Here is a 23,462-nt window from a genome sequence, read left to right as displayed (position 1 = left end):
CATGCCGCCGCCGGGGCCGCCCTGGCCACCCTGGCCGCCGCCTGGGCCGCCGCTCGGCATGCCGGAGGGGTTGCCGCCGGGCGCGCCCGACGGCTGTGCGGTCGCGTTGCCGGTGGGGCCGCCCGAGGGGGCGCCGCTCGGCATTCCGGAGGCGTTGCCGGTCGGGGCCTGACAGTTCTGCTGCTGACCCGAGTTGCCACTGTTCGAGGTCGACGACGAGTCGCCCGAGCCACAGGCCACCAGGGCGAGGGGCGAGAGCGCCAACAGGGCCACTGCGGGGAGAAGACGCACACGCTTCATGAGAGACAGCTCCAGGGAGGATGAGGAAGTCCTGAGGCCCGGAACTCAACCAACGGCCCTTAGGCCTTTCTTGGGGCCCCACTGTCCCCCGCCTGTGTGCAGGGCAAAGCGCGGCTAAAGCACCCCGTCCGACCTGGGCTTCCCCTGCGGCCTTCGACCTACTCGCTGGTACAAGCCCGTGACACGAGCGGCCACGCGGTCGGAGAACCGCAGGCGCGCCCCCGGGTGGGTCAGGACAACCTGACCCTGGCAAGTTGGCGCGACTGTGCCACCAACCTGTCGGCGCTGTCCCAGACCTCGGCGTCCTCCTCGAGGAAGCCGCCGGCGAGGTTGCGGGTGGTGATGGAGACGCGCAGCGGGCCCGGTGCCGGGCGGCAGCGGATGTGGACGGTGAGTTCGACCGTGGGCACCCAGCCCTTGAGGCCGATCTCGAAGGCGGTGGGCGGAAGCGCGTCCACGGCGAGGAGCAGGGAGAAGGGGTCGGCGTCGCGGCCGTCGGCGAGCCCGAACCAGGACCGCATCTCGCCCTTGCCGGACGGGGCGCCGAGGGCCCAGCCCAGGGTCGAGGGGTCCAGCTTGAGCATCAGCCGGTCGGTGATGGCGGAGCTGCCCTCGACGGGGGCCGGACCGTCCTCGGGGCCGAAGCACTGGTCCACCGGCGGGATCGCGGGCGGCTTCGCCGACGTACGGACGTCGTCGGGAAGGGAGCCGAGGTCGCCGTAGGAGGCGAGGACGCGGATGCGCTCGACCTCCTTGCCCTCCTCGTCGTACTGGAAGAGCGAGGCCTGGCCGGTGGAGAGGGTGCGGCCGGTGCGGACCACGTCCGTGCGGATCACCGCGGGTCCGGGCTGGGACGCGGTCAGGTAGTGCGCGGAGATCGTGAACGGGTCGGCGTGCGGCAGGGCGTCCGCGAGGGCGCGGCCCAGGATGGCCAGCAGATAGCCGCCGTTGACGGCGCTGATGATCGTCCAGCCCGCGGAGAGGTCGATGTCGTAGACGCCGGGTGCGCGGCGGGTGACCGCGGTGTCCCGGTCGAACTCGCTGTCGCCGATGGTGACACGCGTGGCGGAGGCTGCTTCTGGCATGCCTGAACGGTACAACAACAAACTACTAAGCGGTAGCTTTTCTCGCGCTCCCCACAGGCCGGTCCAGGTGAGACCCGGGCAATTCTTCGGTAAGTGTCCGTACTCGTCCGTAAACCCGGGCCCCGGTGTCGCCCTCTACAGGGACATGAGCCTCACCGGGACCGCGTTCCTCTACACGCTGATCGTGCTGTCCGTCGTCGCCCTCGTGCTGCCGCTCGCCCTGTGGTCGCGGCTGCGGGGCCCCCGGATCGCACGCGCCGCCGCCCGTGTACTGATGGTGCTGTTCGCCCAGGGCACGGCCGTCGGACTCGTCTTCGCGGTGGTCAACAACCAGAACAACCTGTACGACAACTGGGCCGACCTGCTCGGCACCGGCAACCACGTCCAGCAGGCCGCGGACCTCGGCGCCGACGGCACCGGCGGTATCTCGCTGAAACGGTTGCCCAGGGTCGAGCAGCACTTCAGGAAGGCCACCGGACCCGGCATGCACGGGGTCCGGGTGACCCAGCTCAAGGGCCGGGTCTCGGGCGTGAACGCCGAGGTCTACGTCTGGCTGCCGCCGCAGTACGGCACACCCGCCTACCGGCACCGCAAGTTCCCCGTGGTGGAGCTGCTGTCGGGCTATCCGGGCTCGGCGAAGGCCTGGTTCGGGTCGCTGCACGCGGTGAACCAACTGCGACCGCTGATGCGGGAGGGCCGGGTGGCGCCCTTCATCCTGGTCGCCCCGCGCATGAACCTGCTGGCCGGGGTGGACACCGGCTGCGCCAACATCACGGGCACGGTGAACGCCGACACCTGGCTCAGCGTCGACGTGCCGAAGATGGTCACCGACAACTTCCGTGCCCAGGCCGGTCCCGCGGGCTGGGCGGTGGCCGGCTACTCGGCGGGCGGGCACTGCGCGACGAAGCTCGCCGTCGCGCACCCCGACCGCTACCGGGCCGCAGTCAGCATGTCGGGCTACAACGACCCGATCGGCGAACGCAATTCGCTGGCCGCCGAGACCCCCGCCCTGCGCCGCGCCAACAATCCCTACGTGCTGCTGCGCGAGGCCCGCACGCCACCCGCGATCGCGCTCTACCAGTCCGGCCAGCCGGGCGACGGCTACGAGGCGGCCGCCGGTCTCGAACAGATCGCCAAGGCGCCGACCACCGTGCACGTCGTCTACGTCCCGAAGAGCGCGGGCGGCCACAACATGGCGCTGTGGCGGCCGCAGGTGGTCCCGGCGTTCCGGTGGCTGACCGAGGAGATGGGGCTGCTGCGCGGCCGGGCGGGCACTACTCCTCACGCACGGTCGAGCGCCGGTTCCACGCCCGCGGAGCTCGCCAGTGGAACCGCATCGCGAGCAGGCGCAGTACGAAGGCGGTGAGGGCCGCGAGCCCACTGGTGAACGGGGAGAGAACGTCGTACCGGATGCACAGGGCGGCCATGGTGGCGCCGACGATCGCCGGGACCGCGTACAGGTCGCGGTCCCACCGCAGCAGCGAGGGCACCTCGTTGGCGAGCACGTCCCTCAGGACACCGCCGCCGACGGCGGTGGCGAGGCCGAGGGTGGCGGACTGGGTGAGGCCGAGCCCGTACTCGTAGGCCTTCGTCGTCCCGGCGACGCAGAACAGGCCGAGGCCGGCCGCGTCGAAGACGTTCACACCGGCCTGGATGCGCTCCACGTGCGGGTGCAGGAAGAAGACCAGCAGGGCGGCGAGCAGCGGGGTGATGAAGTACCCCAGGTCCGTGAAGGCGGCGGGGGGTACCGCGCCGATGATCAGGTCCCGGAACAGCCCCCCGCCCAGCGCGGTGACCTCGGCGAGTACGGCCATGCCGAAGACGTCGAAGTTCTTGCGGACGGCCAGCAGCGCGCCGGAGATGGCGAACACGAAGATGCCGACGAGGTCGAGCGTGTGCTGGACGGAGGGGCTGAACAGTTGCTGGAGCACACCGCATTCTTGCGCAGGGGCTGTTACAGGGCCGGCTTGCCCGTCGTGAAGAGCCAGGTGCGGAACAGGTCGTCCAGTTGCTGTCCGCTGACCTTCTCCGCGAGCCGGATGAAGTCGGCGGTGTCGGCGTTGCCGTAGCGATGGAGCGCGGTCCAGGCCGGCAGCAGCTTGAAGAACGCCTTGTCGCCGATCCGTTCGCGCAGCACCTGGAGGGTCATCGCGCCGCGCTGGTAGACCGCGGACGCGAACATCGTGTCGCGCTGCGGGTCGCCGACGGTGATCTGCCAGAACGCGTTGTCGGCGGGGCGGGCGTCATAGCCGGCGAGGAAGGAGTCGTGGGCGCTGCGGGTGCCCCTGTGCTCGGCCCACAGCCACTGGGCGTAGGTGGCGAAGCCCTCGTTGAGCCAGATGTCCTTCCAGTGCGCGACCGAGACCGAGTCGCCGAACCACTGGTGGGCGAGCTCGTGCACGATGGTGGTCTCGTTGCGCACCGCCGAGTACACCGGCTTCGACTGCACCTCCAGCGAGAACCCCGCCTGCGGCATGTCGTCGACGATCGCGCCGGTCTCCTCGAAGGGGTACGGCCCGAAGACCTGCGACCAGTAGTCGGTGGCCTCGGCGGTCACGCCGTACACGTCGACGTTGTTGCTGTTCTGCAGCACCGGGTCGATGGCGGTGTAGATGGGGATGCCGCCCGGCGTCTTCCCGGTGCGGACGTCGAACTTCCCGATGGTGGCGGTCGCGAGGTAGGTCGCCATCGGCTTCTTCTCGCGCCAGTGGGTGTACGTCGAGCCGCCCTTGTCGTACGTCGACACGAGCCGGCCGTTGGAGACCGCGGTCAGGCCCTTGGGGGTTTTGATGCGGATGTCGTAGGTGGCCTTGTCGGAGGGGTGGTCGCTGGACGGGAACCAGGTGGAGGCGGCGTTGGGTTCACAGGCGACGAAGACGCCGTCGGGGGTCTTCATCCAGCCGTAGTCGGAGCCGAAGACGATCGGGCCGCTGAGGGGTTCGGGGACACCGCCGTAGGTGACGGCGACCGTGAAGTCGTGGCCCTTGCGCAGGGATTGGCGCGGGGTGATGCGTATCTCGTCGCCGTCGCGGGTGAACTGGGCGCGTCTGCCGTTCACTTCGACTCCCGTGACCTCGAGTTTCTGGAGGTCCAGGTCGAAGGACGAGAGGTTCTGGGTGGCGCGGGCGGTGAGTGTCGTACGGCCGTCCAGACGGTCGGTGTCCGGGTTGTACGCCACGTCGAGGGTGTAGTGGCGGGCGTCGAAGCCGCCGTTGCCGAGGAGTGGGAAGTAGGGGTCGCCGATGCCGGGGTCGCCGGCGGCGGGGCCTGGTGAGGCCGCGATCACAAAGAAGGAAGCCGCCGCGGTCGCGACGGCTCCTAAGCGTGCCGAACGGGAGAGTCCCATCGTGTCGTCCCTTCGAGCGTGCGCCGATAAGTCGGACACGGACGACTCTTCACTCTCCCGTTCGGGCATGTGCATGACTTTGCCAACTCGTCATGCGTTACTTGTCGGTTGACTCCTGACCGGGGTCTTCCGGTTCGTCGGTCGGCTGCGGGTTGGTGGGGGCTGGTCGCGCCCGCGCGGCGGTAGCCGCAGATTCAGCTCCGCCCCGCGCCCCTGAGTCGGCCGACTCGCCCGTCGTGAGAGGTGCGGTGGGTGTGGTCTTGGCGCCTGGCCCCGTCTTCGCGGCCACTGCCTCGGTATCCGCCGCGACCACTGCCTCCGGCTTCTCCGCCAGGACCTCCTCCGCGACCAGTTCGGCCGCCTCCTTGGCCACCGACAGGAGCACGGTGTCCTGCGGGGCCTGGTCCGCGAAGTTCTCGGGGTGGTGGCAGGCCACGCGCTGGCCGGGGCGCAGCTCGACCAGCTGCGGCTCCGTGGTCTTGCAGATCTCCGTGGCCTTCCAGCACCTGGTGTGGAAGCGGCAGCCCGAGGGCGGGGAGATCGGGGACGGGACGTCGCCGCGCAGCAGGATGCGTTCCGACTTGGCGCCGCGGCGCTTCGGGTCCGGCACCGGGACCGCCGACATCAGGGCCTTGGTGTACGGGTGCATCGGCGCCTCGTACAGCGAGGTGCGGTCGGCGAGTTCGACGATCTTGCCGAGGTACATCACCGCGATACGGTCCGAGACGTGCCGTACGACGGACAGGTCGTGCGCGATGATCACGTACGTGAGGCCGAGCTCCTCCTGGAGGTCGTCCATCAGGTTCACGACCTGCGCCTGGATCGACACGTCGAGGGCCGAGACCGGCTCGTCCGCCACCACCAGCTTCGGCTTCAGGGCCAGTGCCCGCGCGATGCCGATGCGCTGGCGCTGGCCTCCCGAGAACTCGTGCGGGTAGCGGTTGAAGTGCTCGGGGCTCAGCCCGACCAGCTCGAGGAGGCGCTGGACCTCCTTCTTCACCCCGCCCTCGGGCTCCACGCCCTGCAGCCGGAACGGCGCCGAGACGATGCCGCCGATGGTGTGCCGGGGGTTCAGGGAGCCGTACGGGTCCTGGAAGATCATCTGGATGTCCCGCCGCAGCGGACGCATCCCGGCCGCGTTCAGCCGCGTGATGTCCTGGCCCTCGAAGTGGATCGAACCGCCGGTCGGCTCCTGGAGGCGGGTGATGACCCGGCCCATGGTCGACTTGCCGCAGCCCGACTCGCCGACCACGCCGAGGGTCTCGCCCTTGCGCACCTCGAAGTCGATGCCGTCGACCGCCTTGACCGCACCGACCTGGCGCTGGAGGACACCCTTGCGGATCGGGAAGTGCTTCTGCAGGCCCTCGACCTTGAGGAGGACCTCACGCTCTTCCGGAGCGGCGTCGGTTTTCTTCGTCTCACTCACAGCTTCGGCGCAATCTCTTCGGTCCAGATCCGCGTGCGGTCCTCCGGCGAGAGGTGGCACGCGGAGAAGTGCCCGCCGCCGACCTGCTGGAGCTCCGGGCGCACGGTACGGGTGACATCGCCCTTGGGGATGTCCGCGTACGGGCAGCGGGGGTGGAAGGCGCAGCCCGAGGGGACGTTGATGAGGCTCGGCGGCTGACCCTTGACGGGGATGAGCCGCTCGGAGGTCTCCCGGTCGATGCGCGGCATCGAGCCGAGCAGACCCCAGGTGTAGGGGTGCTGCGGCCGCTCGAAGACGTCGTCGACGCTGCCCCGCTCCACGCACCGGCCGCCGTACATCACCAGGACGTCGTCGGCGATCTCGGCGACCACACCCAGGTCGTGGGTGATGAGGACGACCGCGGAGCCGAATTCCTTCTGCAGATCCCGGATGAGGTCGAGGATCTGCGCCTGGACGGTGACGTCCAGTGCGGTCGTCGGCTCGTCCGCGATGAGCAGTTCGGGGTTGTTGACGAGCGCCATGGCGATCATCGCGCGCTGGCGCATACCGCCGGAGAACTCGTGCGGGTAACCGTCCACGCGCTTGGCCGGCTCGGGGATGCCGACCCGGTCGAGCATCTCGATCGCCCGCTTGCGCGCGATCTTCTTGCTGACGTTGTGGTGGACCCGGTACGCCTCCACGATCTGGTTGCCGATCGTGTAGTACGGGTGCATCGCGGACAGCGGGTCCTGGAAGATCATCGCCATCTCGCGGCCGCGCAGCCGGCGCACCTCGTCCGGGTCGGCGGAGACCAGTTCCTTGCCGTCCAGCCAGATCTCGCCGGACATCCGCACGTGCTTGCCCTGTGCGCCGAGCCGGTGCAGGCCCATGATCGCCAGTGAGGTGACGGACTTGCCGGAGCCCGACTCGCCGACTATGCAGAGGGTCTTGCCCTTCTCCACCTCGAAGCTGAGCCCGTCGACGGACTTGACCACGCCGTCGTCGGTCGGGAAGTGCACCTTGAGGTCGCGGACCGCGAGGAAGGCGTCGGGGGCGTTCCCCGGAGCCGGCTCGCCCAGGGCGGCACCGGTCTTGGAGAGTTCGGTCACGAGAGCCTCACCCGCGGGTCGGCGGCGGCGTACAACAGGTCCACCAGGAGATTTGCGATCACGACGAAGAATGCGGCGAGCAGGGTGACGCCGAGGATCGGGGGCAGGTCGTTGTCGGTGATGCCCTGCACCGCGTACTGGCCGATGCCGGGCAGCGAGAACACCGTCTCGGTGATCACGGCGCCGCCGAGCAGCAGGCCCAGGTCCATACCGAAGACGGTGATGATCGGGGTCAGCGCGGCGCGCAGCCCGTGCCGGGCCACCACGTTGCGCTCCCGCAGGCCCTTGGCGCGGGCCGTGCGGATGAAGTCCTCGTTCATCGTCTCCAGCATGCCCGAGCGGGTCAGCCGCGCGTAGATGGCGGAGTACAGCAGCGCCAGCGAACACCACGCCGGGAAGAGTGTGTTGGCCCACTGGGCCGGATTCTCGGTGAACGGTACGTAGGTTCGCCCGAAGATCGGCCACTGGTAGGTGAAGAGCAGCAGCGCCAGGTTGCCCGTGAAGAACATGGGCAGCGAGACCCCGGCGAGCGCGACACCCATGAAGGAGCGGTCGAAGAAGCTGCGGGGCTTGAGTGCGGAGATCACGCCGATCACCACACCGGACACCAGCCACATCACGGCGGCGCCGGCGGCCAGCGAGATGGTCACCGGAAGACGCGAGGTGAGCTGGGGCCACACCGCCACGTGGTTCTTGAAGGAGTAGCCGAAGCACGGCGCGTCACAGTGCGCCGTCGTGGGGCCCAGGTTGTAGGTGGCGCCGGACACGATCCCCTTGATGAAGTGCCAGTACTGGGCATACAGGGGCTCGTCCAGACCGAGGTTCTGCTTGACCGCGGCGATGTCGGCCTTCGTCGGACTCTTTCCGATGTACTGCTGCGCGAGCTGGTCGGCGGTCTGGCCGGCCATCCGCGGCAGCAGGAAGAAGATCGCGAAGGTGACCGCGGTGACGACCAGCAGCAGGATCACTGCCGCGAACGTCCGACGGAGGATGTACGAGATCACGGGGACCGGCGCTGGTGCCCGCGGGCCGTGAGGCCCACGGGCACCAATGCCTTCACCTGCCTTCCGGGGCTACTTCTTGGTCGTGCCGATGTTGAGGTAGTCGTACTGACCGCTGAAGGCCGACGTGGACACCAGGTTGGTGTAGCCGGACGGGCGGTACAGCAGGACCTTGAAGTAGGTCAGCGGGACGAGCGCCGCCAGGTCCATGGCGCGCTTGTCGATCTGCCCGTACAGGGCGTTGCGGGCGGTGTCGTCCTCGGTGGCGATGGCCTGCTCGAGCATCTGGTTGATCTGCTTGTCGTTCAGATACGAGAGGTTGGTGTTGCCGGACGCACCGATCGCGTCACCGTGCAGGATCTGCTGGAGGAAGCCGTAACCGGAGTTCCAGTCGGCACCCCACTGCATCATGTGCAGGCCGATGTTCTGCTTCTTGTCGAACGTCGGCACACCCGCGTAGTCGGTGAAGTACTTGCCCGACGGGTACTGCTTCAGGCTGGCGTTGATGCCGACCTTCTTCAGCGAGGCGATGATCGCGGTGGCCGCGTCGATCTCCTGCGGGCGGTCGCTGCGCGCCGAGAGGTTGGTGTTGATCGTCGTCTTGCCGCAGGCCTTCAGCTGCTCCTTGGCCTTGGCGACGTCACCCTTGTTGCCGGTGGTCGCGTAGACGTCGGCCTTCGCGTAGCCGGTGATGTCCGGGGGCAGGACGGTGGTGGCGATGTCACCGCGGATCGGGCCGCCCTCGGCGGTCTGCACGGAGACCTTGTCGATGGCGTACTCGACGGCCTTGCGGCACTCGACCTTGTCGAACGGCGCGACCTGGTTGTTGATCGCCATGTAGACCAGACGGCCACCGTAGGTGTTGTCCGTGTTGGCCTTCAGGCTCGCGTCGTTGACGACCTTCGCCTGGGTCGCGGCCTGAACACCGGTACCACCGAGGTCGATCGCGTCACCGGCCTGGACGTCCTGGTCGATCGTCTCGGCGTTGACCTTCAGCTTGACGACGATCTTGTCCGGGTACTGCTTGCGCAGCGGGTCGGTCTTCGCGTCCCAGTTCTCGTTCTTGACGAGGACGGCCTGCTTGCCCTCGTCGTAGCTCTGGAACTTGTACGAGCCCGAGGACACGATGCTCTTGACGTAGTCGATGCCGGTGTCCTTGGCCTGCGGGACCGGCGCCGTCTGCGGCGTCGCGACCAGGTAGTCGAACTCCTGGAAGGGACGGTTGAGCTTGAAGACGATCGTGGTGTCGTCCGGAGTCTGGATGGACTTCAGACCCTCGGCGCTCTTGTCCTTGTAGGGACCCTTGTACGCCTTGCCGCCCTCCATGAACTGCTGGAAGTAGTTCGGGCCGAGGGAGAGCACGTCACGCGCGAAGTTGGAGCGCTCGACGGCGTACTTGACGTCCTTCGAGGTGATCGGGGTGCCGTCCTGGTACTTCAGGCCGGAGCGGATCTTGTACGTCCAGGTCTTGCCGCCGTCGCTCGGCTCGCCCGCCTTCTCGGCGAGGTCCGGGACCAGCTTGTTGCCCTCCTCGCCCGGACCGGGCTGGAAGGTCATCAGCGGGCGGGCGTACAGCCGGCTGAGGTTGTACATGTAGGCGTAGTACGTGTTGCCGGGATCGAAGGAGTCCGGGACGTCGGAGTACTCGTACGTGACCGTCCCACCCTTCTGGGTGGAGGCATTGACGACGCCCTTGGTCGCTGCGTTGGCCCCAGCCGACTTGTTCCCGTCTCCACCGTTGTCATCGGCCTTGCTGCAAGCCGAGAGCAACAGGCTCGCACTGCCGATGGCCGCCACTGCGGCCAGCGCTGACCTTCGCATGATGGTCTGCTTCCCCTTATTGTCGGAAATCTTGTGGACTCTCACCGCGGCCGCGGGTCAGCGGCTGCGCGGGTCGAGAGCGTCGCGGAGACCGTCACCGAGCAGGTTGAACGCAAGGACGGTCACGAAGATGGCCAGACCAGGCACGATCATGAACTGCGGGTCGACCTGGTAGAAGTCGACGGCCTGGTTGAGCATGCCGCCCCAGGAGGCCTGGGGAGGCTGGATGCCGACGCCGAGGAAGCTCAGCGACGCCTCGAAGAGGATGTTGGTCGGGATGAGCAGCGTCGAGTAGACGATGATCGGGCCGACGAGGTTCGGCAGCAGCTCCCGGAAAAGGATGTACGGCCCCCTGGCCCCCATCCCGCGCGAGGCGTCGACGAACTCCCGCTCGCGCAGGGCCAGCGTCTGACCGCGCACGATGCGGCCCAGGTAGGGCCAGTTGAAGAAGCCGATGACGAAGATCAGCACGCTGATGTGCAGCGGCAGACCCTCGAGCCCGAAGGCACCGCCCTGGAGCGTGGCCGAGATGGCGATGGCGAACAGCAGCAGCGGGAACGCCAGGAACGTGTCCATCAGCCGGCTGATGATCGTGTCGACCCGCCCGCCGTAGTAGCCGGCGACCACGCCGAGCACGGCGCCGATCGTGTTGGACAGGATCGTGGCGCCGAAGGCGACGACCAGCGAGACCCAGGAGCCCTCGAGGATGCGGGTGGCGATGTCGCGGCCGAACTTCGGCTCCACACCGAGCGGGTGCGACCAGCTCATGCCGCCGAAGTCGCCCTTGGGCAGCGAGGTGTTGGGGTCGATCAGATCCTGGTGCAGGGCGTTCGGGTCCAGGCCGAACATGGCCTGGATGGGGCGGGAGAGCACCGCGAGGAGGATCAGCAGAATGACGATCACGCCACCGGCGACCGCCACCTTGTCCTTCTTGAACCGGGACCAGGCGATCTGTCCCAGGGAACGGCCCTCGATCTGCCCCTTGTCGACGCCGACGAGGACAGCCTCCGGCTGCGCCTCGGCCTGCGCCCCGGTGGTCTCGATCGGTGCGGTCACAGTGACCCGACCCCTCTCGCCGGTGGTGACCGGCCTACACCTGCCGTGGATTACGGCTTTGTCGACTTGCTCAGCTCGCAGGGAACGTCTGATCCTGCGCCTGCCTGGGGAGTCTTCAGCTTCGCTGCGATCACCCGCCAGGCCTGGCGAAGAAAGTATGCGTAACCGTGATGCAGTACGAGGGATTCCGTTATCCGAACAACGGGTAACGGCCCCCGGACGCATGCTAGCTGGGACATAGCGGTACAATGGGCGATCTTCGTGATGATCTGCCGCTATCTACGCGCGAAGAAATGTGGCCGTTACGTGGACGAGTCGAACGGGCCGTCATAGCTCTCAGTAACCGCCACGGGCCGGCGGGTAGCCGTACCCGGCCGCCGGGGCCTGCGCGGGGGATCCGTGGGCCTCGCGGTCGTAGAAGGGACGGGCGCCGGCGCGCATCCACAGCGCCACGGGGTCGTACTCGTCGGACATCGCCACGGTCGACACCGGGAGCCCGTCCGGGACGGCGCCGATGGACTGCTGCATCATCGCGCGCACCGAGTCCACGGCCGAGGGGCTGGTGTCGTAGACGTCCAGGCCGATCGCGAGATACGGCGCCCCGAGCGCCGGCTGCACCCAGGCCCGGCGCAGTGACCGGACCGCCGGGGTGCGGTGGGCGTTCTGCACGAGCAGTGCGTAGAACTGGGGGATCTCGATGCCGGGTTCCGACAGCCTGAGCGGCCCCGCGGGCTGACGCTCGAGGCCGGTGGCGATGCGGCGCAGATCGAGCCAGGGGATGCCGAGGCCGCCGCCGGGGGCGTGCGGGTTGAGCCAGAGGCCGTACTGGTCGGGGTAGAGGGTGCGGGCCACGTCGATGCCGTCGACCACTTCGTACGAGCGGTTCCAGCCGCTGGCACTCAGCTCCTGGGCCGAGGTCACACAGGGGGCGTAGCCGTAGCCGTCGACCTCCATGTTTCCGTACTGGGCGTCCGGGGAGCCGGCCTGGCCGTGCCACAGGAGCATCCAGATCTGGCCGGAGTTGGGGGTCGCCAGGGCGCGCAGCAGTGCCTCGTAGGCGTCGTAGCGCCCGGGGGTCACCTGGCGCAGCATGTGCTCGACCTGGTCGGTCGTGGTGGCGCTCACCCTGTATCGCCCCTTCTTGAAAGTTGCCCCGAGTACGGGACCAGCTTAAGCGCCCAGGAACCCGGGACCTGTGCGCCGTTGGCGGGTGCGGGTCGCCTGTCCTCGACAGGTTGTCCCACTAGCCCTGGATGTAGAAGGGGCGTACCTGTTCGCGCATCCAGTGGCCCACCGGGTCGTCCGCCACGTCCAGCAGAACCAGGTTGACCGGCCAGGCGACCGGAGTCGTCCCGAGGGCCCGGCCGAGGGCGTCCATCGGGAGCGTGCGCAGATCGCCCTCCCACTGGGAGAGTTCGACGCCCACGAACATCACCGGGTCGGCCGTTTCGATGGCGGCCAGGCAGCGGCGGGCCGTCAGGACCACGCCCGTGGCCGCGAACTCGGCGGACGCCGCTGCCAGGAAGTCGACCGGATCGTCCTGCCAGTCCGGCTCGTAGAGCTTGACCCGGCCACCGGTGTTGGGGCCGTCCAGCGGGGTGCGGCCCACGCGGCAGAGGTCGGCGACCGCGGCGGGCGGAAGGGGGACGCCGACCACCCCGTCGGGGTTCACCGCGATGCCCACGTGCGGGGGCAGGCCGCGGGCGAACTCGACCGCCGGGGCGATGGTGTACGACAGATGGCTGCCGACGACCTGACGGAGTTGCTCCTCGGAGCTGAAGACCGGGACGAAGGCCTGGCCCGCGATCTCCAGGGTGGGCAGGTCGAGGGGACCGCTGTGCGGACCACCGCCGTTCGGCAGGGGGATCCAGACAAAGCTGCGCCCGAGCACCTCGGTGATCCGGCCGCCCGCCGAGGGCATGCCGAGGGAGGCGGAGAGTACCTCCTCCAGTTCGTTGCCGGGCCATCCGCCGTGCGGATGAGGGTGCGGGTGTGCCGGTGCCGGAAAGTCCGCGGGAAGATCCGCCGGGAAGTCCATCTGTCTGACCGCCTGCTGTGAACCTACTGATGTGGCTGAAAGGCTAGCGGGTGCGGTGGAAAGGTGGCTCAGCCCGGCAAACCCGTCCGCCTCAGCCCGTGAAGTCGATCCGCCGCAGCACGTCCGCGGCGTCCCGGTCGATCAGCACCGCCGAACCGCAGCCCTGGGGCAGGTCACCGCGCTCCACGGAGCGGATCAGCCGGGCGGCCGCGCCCCGGTGCCGCAGGAAGGCGTACCGCGAGACGCCCCTGCCGCGCTCGCGCTGGCCCTCCAGCGCGGTGCCGGCCGTGACGTCGAGCAGCAGCAGATGCAGGGTGCCGCCCCGGCGCCGGGCCTCGCGGGCCAGCCAGCCGCGCACCCAGGCCTGGGTCCCGCAGTCGTGGACCACGATCCCCTCGCCGGAGCGCAGGGCGCTGTGGAGTCCGGCGAAGTGCGCGAGCCGCACCAGGGGGCGGTAGACGGCGTACGGCAGTAAGCGGGACAACCGGCCGTCCCAGCGGTCACGGGTGTCCTGGGAGTCGATCCGGATCCCGCCCACCGCACGCTTCATCAGCGTGGACTTGCCGCTGCCGGGCAGGCCGGTGATGACGACGAGGTCCTTGGGACCGAAGAGCAGGGCGTGCGGACTGCGGCCCGCGCGGTCGCGCAGGTCGCGGACGACCGGGGTCCCCCCGCGCGAGCGTGCGCCGCGGAGCTCGACGGCCGGGGCCGTGGGCTGCTCCGGCAGCGCGATGCCCGAGGTCGTGGCGTACGCCGTGGTCCTGTCCACCGTCATCGTCCTCCTCCGGGGTCGGGGTCTCCCTCCCCACCGAGCGTAAAGAGAAGGTAATGGACGATCTCTCGCTTTTCTGTAGTCGAACCGCCACAAGCCGGTTACAGAGACGGCCCTGCCGGACGCGTGCGCGGCGTGCAATGATGTCCGCGCCAACTGCATACCGGCCGCTTGAATCCGCGCGGGAGAGTCCCGGGTACGTGTACCCGGGCGCCGAAGGAGCAAGTCCCTCCCTTGAATCTCTCAGGCCCCGTTACCGCGCGGGCGAGGCACATCTGAAAAGCGGGCCGCCGACTCGAAGGCGGCCCCACCCACGGTGCAAGCCCGGATCATTTCGTGATCAGGGCGAACCTCTCAGGTTCCGATGACAGATGGGGAGGAAAGACCTCGCCCGTCATGCCTTGGATCCTTGGGAGACGACCGTCCGATGAGCAGTACCGAACCCCGTCGTACCGCGCTCGATGCCCTGCACCGCTCGCTGGGCGCGACCATGACCGACTTCGCCGGCTGGGACATGCCCCTGCGCTACGGCTCCGAACGCGACGAGCACAACGCCGTGCGGACGAAGGCCGGGCTCTTCGACCTCTCCCACATGGGCGAGATCACCGTGACCGGGCCGCAGGCGGCCGAACTGCTGAACTTCGCCCTGGTCGGCAACATCGCGTCCGTGGGTGTCGGCCGCGCCCGCTACACCATGATCTGCCAGGCCGACGGCGGCATCCTGGACGACCTGATCGTCTACCGGCTCGGCGAGACCGAGTACCTGGTGGTCGCCAACGCCTCCAACGCCCAGGTCGTGCTGGACGCGCTGACCGGGCGCGCGGCCGGCTTCGACGCCGAGGTGCGCGACGACCGGGACGCCTACGCGCTGATCGCCGTACAGGGACCTCAGGCGCCCGGGATCCTCGCCTCCCTGACCGACGCCGACCTCGACGGCCTGAAGTACTACGCCGGTCTACCGGGCACGGTCGCCGGGGTGCCCGCGCTGATCGCCCGCACCGGGTACACCGGGGAGGACGGTTTCGAGCTGTTCGTGGCGCCTTCCGACGCGGAAGCGCTGTGGCAGGCCCTGACCAAGGCGGGCGAGCCGGCCGGCCTGGTCCCCTGTGGCCTGTCCTGCCGGGACACCCTGCGCCTCGAGGCGGGCATGCCGCTGTACGGGCACGAGCTCTCCCGGGAGCTGACCCCCTTCGACGCCGGGCTCGGGCGGGTCGTGAAGTTCGAGAAGGAGGGGGACTTCGTCGGGCGCGAGGCGCTGGCCGAGGCCGCCACCCGCGCCGCGGAGAACCCGCCGCGCGTCCTCGTCGGCCTGATCGCCGAGGGCCGCCGTGTCCCCCGTGCCGGGTACGCCGTGGTCGCGGGCGGCGAGGTGATCGGCGAGGTCACCTCCGGCGCCCCCTCCCCCACGCTGGGCAGGCCGATCGCGATGGCGTACGTCGACCCCGCGCACGCGACGCCGGGCACGGCGGGTGTCGGTGTGGACATCCGGGGCAGTCACGAGCCGTACGAGGTCGTGGCGCTGCCGTTCTACAAGCGTCAGAAGTAGCCGTCGTAGGTGATGCTGAGCACAGAGTCGCTGCTCACGCGCGCCTTCCGCAGTCCCCCATTCATCAGCACTCCCCCGCGTACAGGAGAATTCAGACCATGAGCAACCCGCAGCAGCTGCGCTACAGCAAGGAGCACGAGTGGCTGTCGGGCGCCGAGGACGGCGTCTCGACGGTCGGCATCACCGAGCACGCGGCCAACGCGCTCGGCGACGTCGTCTTCGTCCAGCTCCCGGAGGTCGGTGACACGGTGACCGCGGGCGAGACCTGCGGCGAGCTGGAGTCGACCAAGTCGGTCAGCGACCTGTACTCCCCGGTCTCCGGTGAGGTCACCGAGGTCAACGAGGACGTCGTGAGCGACCCGGCGCTGGTGAACTCCGCCCCCTTCGAGGGCGGCTGGCTGTTCAAGGTACGCGTCGCGGAGGAGCCGGCCGACCTGCTCTCCGCCGACGAGTACACCGCCTTTTCCGCCGGCTGAGGAGTCCGCACCCGATGTCCGCACTGAACACGCCCCTGCACGAGCTCGACCCGGAGATCGCCGCCGCGGTCGACGCCGAGCTGGACCGCCAGCAGTCCACCCTCGAGATGATCGCGTCGGAGAACTTCGCTCCGCTCGCGGTCATGGAGGCGCAGGGCTCGGTCCTCACCAACAAGTACGCCGAGGGCTATCCCGGCCGTCGCTACTACGGCGGCTGCGAGCACGTCGACGTGGCCGAGCAGATCGCGATCGACCGTGTGAAGGAGCTGTTCGGCGCCGAGTACGCCAACGTGCAGCCCCACTCCGGTGCCTCCGCCAACCAGGCCGCCCTGTTCGCGCTGGCCCAGCCGGGCGACACGATCCTGGGTCTGGACCTGGCGCACGGCGGTCACCTGACCCACGGGATGCGGCTGAACTTCTCCGGCAAGCAGTTCGACGTGGTCGCGTACCACGTGGACGAGGCCGGTCTCGTCGACATGGCCGAGCTGGAGAAGCTCGCCAAGGAGCACCGGCCCAAGGTGATCATCGCCGGATGGTCGGCGTACCCGCGGCAGCTGGACTTCGCGGAGTTCCGCCGGATCGCCGACGAGGTCGGGGCGTATCTGTGGGTCGACATGGCCCACTTCGCGGGCCTGGTGGCGGCGGGGCTGCACCCGAACCCCGTCGAGTACGCGGACGTGGTCACCTCCACCACCCACAAGACGCTGGGCGGACCGCGCGGCGGGATCATCCTCGCGAAGAAGGAGTTCGCGAAGAAGCTGAACTCCTCCGTCTTCCCGGGCTTCCAGGGCGGTCCCCTGGAGCACGTGATCGCGGCGAAGGCCGTGTCCTTCAAGGTCGCCGCCTCGGAGGAGTTCAAGGAGCGCCAGCGGCGTACGGTGGACGGTGCGCGCATCCTCGCCGAGCGTCTGACGGCCGACGACGCCCGGGAGGCCGGGGTCGACGTGCTCTCCGGCGGCACCGACGTCCACCTCATCCTCGTCGACCTGCGCGAGTCCGAACTGGACGGCCGGCAGGCCGAGGACCGTCTCCACGAGGTCGGCATCACGGTCAACCGCAACGCCGTCCCGAACGACCCGCGCCCGCCGATGGTGACGTCGGGGCTGCGGATCGGCACGCCCGCCCTGGCCACCCGAGGCTTCACGGCCGAGGACTTCGCCGAGGTCGCGGACGTCATCGCTTCGGCGCTGAAGCCGTCGTACGACGTGGAGTCGCTCAAGGCCCGGGTGAAGGCCCTTGCCGACAAGCACCCGCTGTACGCCGGCCTGAACAAGTAGTTCCACGGTGGGGGCACCCGACGACGTGTGCCCCCACCCTTTTTGAAGGAGTGCCCGTGGCCATCTCGGTCTTCGACCTGTTCTCGATCGGCATCGGCCCGTCCAGCTCCCACACGGTCGGCCCGATGCGCGCGGCCCGTATGTTCGCCCGCCGCCTGCGCAACGAGGAGCTGCTTGCCTCCGTCGCCTCGGTGCGCTGCGAGCTCTACGGCTCCCTGGGCGCGACCGGTCACGGCCACGGCACCCCGAAGGCGGTGCTGCTCGGACTGGAGGGGGCCTCCCCGCGCACGGTGGACGTGGAGAACGCGGACGACCGGGTGGCGGAGATCAAGGCCGCGGGCGTCCTGAGGCTGCTCGGCGAGCGCGAGATCCCCTTCTCCTTCGACGACGACCTGGTCCTGCACCGCCGCAAGGCACTCCCCTACCACGCGAACGGCATGACGGTGTGGGCGTACGACGCCTCGGGCGCCGAGCTCATGTCGAAGACGTACTACTCGGTGGGCGGCGGGTTCGTCGTCGACGAGGACGCCATGGGCGCGGACCGGATCAAGCTGGACGACACGGCCCTGAAGTACCCCTTCCGCACCGGCGACGAGCTGCTGCGGCTGACCAAGGAGACCGGGCTGTCGATCTCCGCCCTGATGCTGGAGAACGAACGCGCCTGGCGCACCGAGGCCGAGATCCGCACCGGGCTGCTGGAGATCTGGGAGGTCATGCGGGCCTGCGTGCAGCGCGGCATGACCCGCGAGGGCATCCTGCCTGGCGGCCTTAAGGTGCGCCGCCGCGCCGCGGTGACCGCACGCCAACTCCGCGCCGAGGGCGATCCGTTGGCACACTCCATGGAGTGGATCACGCTCTACGCGATGGCGGTGAACGAGGAGAACGCGGCGGGCGGCCGGGTGGTGACCGCCCCGACCAACGGGGCCGCCGGCATCATCCCCGCGGTGCTCCACTACTACATGAACTTCGTGCCCGGCGCCGACGAGGAGGGCGTCGTCCGGTTCATGCTGGCCGCCGGTGCGATCGGCATGCTCTTCAAGGAGAACGCGTCCATCTCCGGCGCGGAGGTCGGCTGCCAGGGCGAGGTCGGCTCGGCCTGCTCGATGGCCGCGGGCGCCCTCGCCGAGGTCCTCGGCGGCTCCCCCGAACAGGTCGAGAACGCCGCGGAGATCGGCATGGAGCACAACCTGGGTCTGACGTGCGACCCGGTCGGCGGGCTGGTCCAGATCCCCTGCATCGAGCGCAACGGGATGGCCGCGGTCAAGGCGGTCACGGCGGCGAAGATGGCCCTGCGGGGGGACGGTTCGCACAAGGTGTCCCTCGACAAGGTCATCAAGACGATGAAGGAGACCGGGGCCGACATGAGCGTGAAGTACAAGGAGACGGCCCGGGGCGGGCTGGCGGTGAACATCATCGAGTGCTGAGGTGGACGATGTTTGCCCCGGCGCGAGCGAGCAGTAGCAACACGCCCCCCTGGCGGCAATTCACTCCATCCCGGTCATGACAGACCAGTACGGCGTGTCCCGCGGTCGGCGCAGGTTGCCGTGCCGCCCGAACCGTCGACCGCGCACAGCCGAGGTTCCGCCGCCACCATGTGGGGCATTATCAACTCCCGTCCCCCCACTCATCCTTCAGGGAGCCCCCACATGCTCCGCGGCATCGATGTCAGCGCCTACCAGTCGTCCACCTTCAGCACGGAGGGCCTCTCCTTCGTCTTCATCAAGGCGACGGAGGGCCGCTCCTACACCAATCCGAAGCTCTCCGCGCAGACCAAGCACGCCCGCGAAGCCGGACTGGTCGTCGGCTTCTACCACTTCCTCTGGCCCGGCAATCTCACCGCCCAGGCCGAGTACTTCGTCAAACACGCCCCCGAGAAAGGGGGTGACATCCTCGCGGTCGACTGGGAGACGACGGGCGACGGCACCCACGCGAGCAACGCGGAGAAGGACAGCTTCATCCGCAAGGTGAAGCAACTGCGCCCGAACAACCGGGTCCTTCTCTACTGCAACCGGCACTACTGGTTGGACGTGGACGACACGTCGTACGCCGGCGACGGCCTCTGGATCGCCGACTACGTCACGGCCGGCAAGCCCCGCATCAAGGCCAAGTGGCGCTTCCACCAGTACACCGACGACCCGGTGGACAAGAACGTCGCCGACTTCGCGAGCAAGGCGGCCCTGCGCGAGTGGGCTACCGACGCCTGACCGGTGCATGACCTGCGCCCTGATCGTAGGCTGTCCCCATGGGCGGGAAGATCGCTGCGGTCAGCAGCAACGGGACGTACTCCTTCACCAAGCCGAACCGCGAGAGCATCACGCTGCTCGCCGGGTTCGGTGTGGAGGGGGACGTTCATGGCGGAGCGACGGTCAAGCACCGGTTCCGGATGAAGAAGGATCCCTCGCAGCCCAACCTCCGGCAAGTGCATCTGATGCACGAGGAGTTGTTCGAGGAGCTCCGCGTGGCCGGGTTCGAGGTGGGTGCCGGGCAGCTCGGGGAGAACGTGACGACGCGGGGCGTCGACCTGCTGGGGCTCTCCGTGGGGACCCTGCTGCATCTGGGCGACGAGGCCGTCGTCGAGGTGACCGGCCTGCGGAATCCGTGTGCGCAGATCGACGGCTTCCGCAAGGGCCTGCTGAAGGAGGTCGTCGGGCGGGGCCCCGACGGGGGCGCCCGCTTCAAATCCGGGATCATGGGTGTCGTCGCGGTGGGAGGCGTGGTGCGTCCCGGGGACACCGTCGGGATCGAGCCGCCGGACGGACCGCACCGGCCGCTCGACATCGTGTGATCGCCCGGGGGCCGGTACGGCGACGGCTCCTCACCGCCGATCAGCCCGCGAACGGGTCCTCCAGCTCCGCCCGGAGAATCTCCGCCGCCCCCTCCGCGTCCCCGTCCGCCACCGCCCGTACCAGTGCCGCATGGGCCTCCTCCGCGGTGTTGGGGTCGTCGTCGCGCATGGCGGTCAGGGCCAGCAACTCGATCAGGCCCTCACGCAGGACGGGCGTGAACTCACTGAACAGGTCGGCGAGTACGGGGTTGTGCGCGGCCGCGACCACCGCCGCGTGGAAGGTGATGTCCGCGTCGACGAAGGCCGCGTCGGAGGAGGCGGAGGCGGCCCGCCGGCCCTCCAGCGCGCGTTCCATCGCCGTCACGTCCTCGGGGGTGCGGCGGCGCGCGGCGAGGCGGGCCGCGTGGACCTCCACCGCCATGCGGACCTCGTAGACGTCCGTGACCGCGGCCCGGCGCAGACGCGTGGGCCAGTCCTCCACCGTCCGTGTCGCGGTGACGAAGACTCCCGCGCCCTGTCTCGGCTGCACGAGCCCCGCCCCGGCCAGCGCCCGCAGCGCCTCGCGGACCGTGGAGCGGCCGACGCCCAGTTCCTTCGCGAGCGTGGTCTCACCGGGCAGCTTGGTGCCCACGGGCCAGTGGCCGGCGGTGATCTGCTCGCGCAGCCGCTCGGCGGCCTGTTCGACCAGGGGGCTGGGGCGGACGGGGCCCAGCGGCATCTGCGGTTCACCCACTCGTGCGAAGTAAGGGACGGTACTCGTGAATTCTCACTTGTCTGAGGACCTGACAGGTGGCTAGCCTACCGGCATGACGCTCAGCGGTCTCCTTCTTCTCGGCTGCCGCGGCGGGGCCTGACGCGACCGGCACCCCGCCGCGGGACGCCGTGCTGCCGGTCTCCGTCGACCGACCGAGCCGAAGGACACACCGTGACCTCCGTCTGGAACCCCCAGCGCCCCAGCCCCATGCCGTTCCACCGCTATCGCCCCTTCGAGGACCGCGTGAACGTACCGGTCGGCGAACGGAGTTGGCCCTCCGCCCGCATCGAGCACGCCCCCCTCTGGGTCCCGGTCGATCTGCGCGACGGCAACCAGGCCCTCGCCGAGCCGATGGACACCGCCCGCAAGAGCCGCTTCTTCGACCTGTTGGTGCGCACCGGCTTCAAGGAGATCGAGGTCGGCTATCCCTCCGCGAGCGGCACCGACTTCGACTTCGTACGGCATCTGGTGACCGGCGGGGCCGTCCCCGACGACGTCACTCCCGTCGTCTTCACGCCCGCCCGCACCGACCTCATCGACCGGACCTTCGACTCGATCGCCGGACTGCCGCGTGCCGTCGTCCATCTGTACATCGCGACCTCACCGGTGTGGCGGGACGTCGTCCTGGGCCGGGACCGGGAGGAGGTGTGGCGGACCGTGCGGGAGGCGGCCGAGCACATGGCACGGCGGGCCGAGGCACTCAAAGGCACAGCCGTCCGCTTCCAGTTCTCCCCCGAGACCTTCAACCTGACCGAGCCGGACTTCGTCCTGGAGCTGTGCGACGGACTGACGGAACTGTGGGACGCGAGCCCGGACCGCCCGGTCACCCACAACCTGCCCGCGACCGTCGAGATCGCCACCCCGAACGTCTACGCCGACCAGATCGAGTACGTCCACCGCCATCTGGCCCGTCGCGACTCCGTGATCCTCTCCGTCCACCCGCACAACGACCGCGGCACCGGCGTCGCCTGCGCCGAACTCGCCGTGCTGGCCGGCGCCCAGCGCGTGGAGGGCTGTCTGTTCGGCAACGGCGAGCGCACCGGCAACGTCGACCTGGTGACCCTCGCGATGAACCTGTACGCCCAAGGGGTGGACCCCGAGGTCGACTTCGGCGATATCGACTCCGTCCGCGAGACGGTCGAGCACTGCAACCGGCTGCCCGTGCACCCCCGCCACCCGTACGCGGGCGAGCTCGTCCACACCGCCTTCTCCGGCACCCACCAGGACGCCATCAGCAAGGGCCTCGCGCACCGGGCCGGGCACCCGGACGAGCCCTGGCAGGTCCCGTACCTGCCGATCGACCCGGCCGACATCGGGCGGACGTACGAGGCGGTGATCCGCGTCAACTCCCAGTCGGGCAAGGGCGGAACGGCGTATCTGCTGCGCACGCACCACGGCCTCGACCTGCCGCCCCACATGCGCGCCGACTTCTCCCGTGTCGTTCAGGAGGCCACCGACACGAGCGGCCGGGAGATGACCCCCAAGGAGCTGTACGAGCTGTTCAGGGCCACCTATCTCACCGAGGGCGAGGTAAGGCTGCACGACGGGACGGCGTACGAGGAGGCGCCCGGCGTCCACCGCTTCGTCGGCACGCTGGAGTGCCACGAGCGCGTCGGCGACCACGAGGGCACGGGCACCGGTCCGCTCTCGGCCTTCGTGGACGCGCTCGCCGGTGCCGGGTACGCCGTCGAGGTCGTCGACTTCGCCGAGGACGGCACGGCGGCCTACGCCGAGTGCCGCGTCAACGGCCGTACGACGGCCTGGGGCGCCGGTGTGGGTCCGGCCGCCGCCGTCCAGGCCGTGCTGTCCGCGCTGAACCGGGCGATGCGGTGACGGAGGTCCTGCGCACCGAGGACGTGCACGTCGTCCGGGACGGGAGGCCGATCCTCCAGGAGGTCTCCCTGACCGTCCGGGCGGGCGAGCACTGGGCACTCCTGGGCGCCAACGGCGCGGGCAAGTCCACCCTGCTCAGCCTGTGCGGCGCCCTGGTCCATCCCACCCGCGGCACGGTCGAGGTACTGGGCCGCAGGCTCGGCCGGGTCGACCTGCGGGAGCTGCGCGCCCACGTCGGTCACGTCGACCCGCGTCATCCCCTCACCGCACCCCTGAAGGTCCGGGACATCGTGCTGACCGGGCTCACCAACTCCGTTGCCCCGCTCCCCCGTTGGCGGCCGACGCAGGGGCAACGGAACAGGGCCGACCGGCTCATCGGCACCCTGGGCCTCGCCGAGTTCGGCGACGCGCGCTGGCCGACGCTCTCACAGGGGCAGCGCGGCCGTACGCTCATCGCCCGCGCGCATGGGGGTACCGCCCGGCTCGAGCGAAGCCGAGAGCTGGGGGAGCCCGAACCGCGGCTGCTGCTCCTCGACGAACCGGCGACCGGCCTCGACCTCCCGGGCCGCGAGCGGCTGATCGAGGCCCTGGACGCCCTGCGCCGGGAGCATCCGGCACTGGCGACGGTCCTGGTCACCCACCATCTGGAGGAACTCCCGGCGGGCACCACCCACGCGATGCTGCTGCGCGAGGGCCGGGTCCTCGCGCAGGGCCCGGCGTCGGACGTCCTGACCGGTGACCAGGTCGGCAAGTGCTTCGACCTGCCGCTGGTCCTGGAGCGCCACGACGGGCGCTGGACGGTACGGATCCGGGGCGGGGCATGACGAAGGGGGCGCTCACCGAAGCGTGCCGAAGCTC

General features: G+C 69.5%; 22 protein-coding genes and 1 riboswitch. Of the genes, 9 read left to right on the top strand and 13 right to left on the bottom strand.

The window, feature by feature from the left end; translation table 11 throughout:
* On the bottom strand, positions 1–300 hold a 300-nt coding region (locus BFN33_RS42960), incomplete at its 3' end, for a hypothetical protein (protein ID WP_069765653.1).
* A 230-nt stretch (positions 301–530) separates the two neighbouring features.
* Complete coding sequence (locus BFN33_RS42955; protein ID WP_069765652.1) at positions 531–1,385, bottom strand: thioesterase family protein; 855 nt, start codon at positions 1,383–1,385, stop codon at positions 531–533.
* Between the two features lie 145 nt (positions 1,386–1,530).
* Here BFN33_RS42955 and BFN33_RS42950 point away from each other — a divergent pair, with 145 nt between their 5' ends.
* A complete protein-coding gene (locus BFN33_RS42950; RefSeq protein ID WP_069765651.1) occupies positions 1,531–2,751 on the top strand; it encodes an esterase family protein in 1,221 nt (406 codons plus the stop codon).
* Here BFN33_RS42950 and BFN33_RS42945 read toward each other — a convergent pair.
* From BFN33_RS42945 to BFN33_RS42900, 10 genes are all read right to left on the bottom strand, one after another.
* Positions 2,660–3,316, bottom strand: a complete 657-nt coding sequence (locus BFN33_RS42945; RefSeq protein WP_069765650.1) for a trimeric intracellular cation channel family protein — start codon at positions 3,314–3,316, stop codon at positions 2,660–2,662. The two genes, BFN33_RS42950 and BFN33_RS42945, sit on opposite strands and share 92 nt — an antisense overlap.
* 23 nt (positions 3,317–3,339) lie before the next feature.
* Positions 3,340–4,731, bottom strand: a complete 1,392-nt coding sequence (locus BFN33_RS42940; protein WP_069765649.1) for a M1 family metallopeptidase — start codon at positions 4,729–4,731, stop codon at positions 3,340–3,342.
* A gap of 97 nt (positions 4,732–4,828) precedes the next feature.
* Positions 4,829–6,157 carry an ABC transporter ATP-binding protein gene (locus tag BFN33_RS42935; protein ID WP_069765648.1) on the bottom strand — a complete coding sequence of 443 codons (1,329 nt, stop codon included), beginning with the start codon at positions 6,155–6,157 and terminating at the stop codon, positions 4,829–4,831.
* Positions 6,154–7,245: an ABC transporter ATP-binding protein gene (locus BFN33_RS42930; protein WP_069765647.1), complete on the bottom strand. Its 1,092-nt coding sequence runs from the start codon at positions 7,243–7,245 to the stop codon at positions 6,154–6,156. Before BFN33_RS42930 ends, BFN33_RS42935 begins: the two co-directional genes overlap by 4 nt.
* Entirely contained in the window at positions 7,242–8,249 is a 1,008-nt protein-coding gene (locus BFN33_RS42925) for an ABC transporter permease (RefSeq protein ID WP_062045730.1), read from the bottom strand. The genes BFN33_RS42930 and BFN33_RS42925 overlap by 4 nt, the downstream gene beginning before the upstream one ends.
* A 69-nt stretch (positions 8,250–8,318) precedes the next feature.
* Positions 8,319–10,067 carry an ABC transporter substrate-binding protein gene (locus BFN33_RS42920; RefSeq protein ID WP_069765646.1) on the bottom strand — a complete coding sequence of 583 codons (1,749 nt, stop codon included), beginning with the start codon at positions 10,065–10,067 and terminating at the stop codon, positions 8,319–8,321.
* Positions 10,068–10,124: 57 nt separating this feature from the next.
* The gene (locus tag BFN33_RS42915) at positions 10,125–11,123 is read right to left on the bottom strand and encodes an ABC transporter permease (RefSeq protein WP_069765645.1); all 999 of its coding nucleotides are present in this window, start codon (positions 11,121–11,123) and stop codon (positions 10,125–10,127) included.
* A 336-nt stretch (positions 11,124–11,459) separates the two neighbouring features.
* Entirely contained in the window at positions 11,460–12,215 is a 756-nt protein-coding gene (locus tag BFN33_RS42910; protein ID WP_176742613.1) for an enhanced serine sensitivity protein SseB C-terminal domain-containing protein, read from the bottom strand.
* A gap of 151 nt (positions 12,216–12,366) precedes the next feature.
* Positions 12,367–13,161 carry an enhanced serine sensitivity protein SseB gene (locus BFN33_RS42905; RefSeq protein ID WP_069765643.1) on the bottom strand — a complete coding sequence of 265 codons (795 nt, stop codon included), beginning with the start codon at positions 13,159–13,161 and terminating at the stop codon, positions 12,367–12,369.
* A gap of 91 nt (positions 13,162–13,252) precedes the next feature.
* Positions 13,253–13,936 carry an AAA family ATPase gene (locus BFN33_RS42900; protein ID WP_069765642.1) on the bottom strand — a complete coding sequence of 228 codons (684 nt, stop codon included), beginning with the start codon at positions 13,934–13,936 and terminating at the stop codon, positions 13,253–13,255.
* A gap of 169 nt (positions 13,937–14,105) precedes the next feature.
* Positions 14,106–14,202: riboswitch (glycine riboswitch) on the top strand.
* A 158-nt stretch (positions 14,203–14,360) separates the two neighbouring features.
* Here BFN33_RS42900 and gcvT point away from each other — a divergent pair.
* The 6 genes from gcvT (at position 14,361) to BFN33_RS42870 (ending at position 20,017) form a co-directional block, all read left to right on the top strand.
* Positions 14,361–15,479, top strand: coding sequence for a glycine cleavage system aminomethyltransferase GcvT (gene gcvT, locus BFN33_RS42895; protein ID WP_069765641.1), 1,119 nt, complete (start codon positions 14,361–14,363; stop codon positions 15,477–15,479).
* Between the two features lie 98 nt (positions 15,480–15,577).
* Complete coding sequence (gene gcvH / locus BFN33_RS42890; protein WP_007384830.1) at positions 15,578–15,955, top strand: glycine cleavage system protein GcvH; 378 nt, start codon at positions 15,578–15,580, stop codon at positions 15,953–15,955.
* Between the two features lie 14 nt (positions 15,956–15,969).
* Complete coding sequence (gene glyA / locus BFN33_RS42885; protein WP_062045723.1) at positions 15,970–17,232, top strand: serine hydroxymethyltransferase; 1,263 nt, start codon at positions 15,970–15,972, stop codon at positions 17,230–17,232.
* 56 nt (positions 17,233–17,288) lie between these two features.
* Entirely contained in the window at positions 17,289–18,656 is a 1,368-nt protein-coding gene (locus tag BFN33_RS42880; RefSeq protein WP_069765640.1) for an L-serine ammonia-lyase, read from the top strand.
* A gap of 222 nt (positions 18,657–18,878) precedes the next feature.
* A complete protein-coding gene (locus BFN33_RS42875; protein WP_069765639.1) occupies positions 18,879–19,436 on the top strand; it encodes a glycoside hydrolase family 25 protein in 558 nt (185 codons plus the stop codon).
* Between the two features lie 38 nt (positions 19,437–19,474).
* Positions 19,475–20,017 (top strand): MOSC domain-containing protein, encoded by a 543-nt coding sequence (locus tag BFN33_RS42870; RefSeq protein WP_069765638.1) that lies wholly within the window; start codon positions 19,475–19,477, stop codon positions 20,015–20,017.
* Between the two features lie 40 nt (positions 20,018–20,057).
* On the opposite strand, the gene BFN33_RS42865 is transcribed toward BFN33_RS42870, so the two are convergent.
* Positions 20,058–20,735: a FadR/GntR family transcriptional regulator gene (locus tag BFN33_RS42865; RefSeq protein WP_069765661.1), complete on the bottom strand. Its 678-nt coding sequence runs from the start codon at positions 20,733–20,735 to the stop codon at positions 20,058–20,060.
* A 243-nt stretch (positions 20,736–20,978) separates the two neighbouring features.
* On the opposite strand from BFN33_RS42865, the gene BFN33_RS42860 reads away from it, so the two are divergent.
* Together BFN33_RS42860 and BFN33_RS42855 are read left to right on the top strand one after the other, a co-directional pair.
* Positions 20,979–22,604 (top strand): 2-isopropylmalate synthase, encoded by a 1,626-nt coding sequence (locus tag BFN33_RS42860; protein WP_069765660.1) that lies wholly within the window; start codon positions 20,979–20,981, stop codon positions 22,602–22,604.
* Complete coding sequence (locus BFN33_RS42855) at positions 22,601–23,428, top strand: ABC transporter ATP-binding protein (protein ID WP_069765637.1); 828 nt, start codon at positions 22,601–22,603, stop codon at positions 23,426–23,428. The genes BFN33_RS42860 and BFN33_RS42855 overlap by 4 nt, the downstream gene beginning before the upstream one ends.
* Positions 23,429–23,462 lie beyond the last annotated feature (34 nt).

Source organism: Streptomyces sp. LUP47B (assembly GCF_001746295.1).
Lineage (GTDB): Bacteria > Actinomycetota > Actinomycetes > Streptomycetales > Streptomycetaceae > Streptomyces.
This window is presented reverse-complemented; position numbering and strand designations above follow the sequence as displayed.

Bases quoted from the DNA above. Each gene is read 5' to 3' on its own strand.
- BFN33_RS42905 (WP_069765643.1), bottom strand. From the start codon at position 13,161: ATGGACTTCCCGGCGGATCTTCCCGCGGACTTTCCGGCACCGGCACAC.
- BFN33_RS42955 (WP_069765652.1), bottom strand. From the start codon at position 1,385: ATGCCAGAAGCAGCCTCCGCCACGCGTGTCACCATCGGCGACAGCGAG.
- glyA (WP_062045723.1), top strand. From the start codon at position 15,970: ATGTCCGCACTGAACACGCCCCTGCACGAGCTCGACCCGGAGATCGCC.
- BFN33_RS42860 (WP_069765660.1), top strand. From the start codon at position 20,979: ATGCCGTTCCACCGCTATCGCCCCTTCGAGGACCGCGTGAACGTACCG.
- gcvT (WP_069765641.1), top strand. From the start codon at position 14,361: ATGAGCAGTACCGAACCCCGTCGTACCGCGCTCGATGCCCTGCACCGC.
- BFN33_RS42865 (WP_069765661.1), bottom strand. From the start codon at position 20,735: ATGCCGCTGGGCCCCGTCCGCCCCAGCCCCCTGGTCGAACAGGCCGCC.
- BFN33_RS42920 (WP_069765646.1), bottom strand. From the start codon at position 10,067: ATGCGAAGGTCAGCGCTGGCCGCAGTGGCGGCCATCGGCAGTGCGAGC.
- BFN33_RS42940 (WP_069765649.1), bottom strand. From the start codon at position 4,731: ATGGGACTCTCCCGTTCGGCACGCTTAGGAGCCGTCGCGACCGCGGCG.
- BFN33_RS42875 (WP_069765639.1), top strand. From the start codon at position 18,879: ATGCTCCGCGGCATCGATGTCAGCGCCTACCAGTCGTCCACCTTCAGC.
- BFN33_RS42900 (WP_069765642.1), bottom strand. From the start codon at position 13,936: ATGACGGTGGACAGGACCACGGCGTACGCCACGACCTCGGGCATCGCG.
- BFN33_RS42870 (WP_069765638.1), top strand. From the start codon at position 19,475: ATGGGCGGGAAGATCGCTGCGGTCAGCAGCAACGGGACGTACTCCTTC.
- BFN33_RS42950 (WP_069765651.1), top strand. From the start codon at position 1,531: ATGAGCCTCACCGGGACCGCGTTCCTCTACACGCTGATCGTGCTGTCC.
- gcvH (WP_007384830.1), top strand. From the start codon at position 15,578: ATGAGCAACCCGCAGCAGCTGCGCTACAGCAAGGAGCACGAGTGGCTG.
- BFN33_RS42910 (WP_176742613.1), bottom strand. From the start codon at position 12,215: ATGCTGCGCCAGGTGACCCCCGGGCGCTACGACGCCTACGAGGCACTG.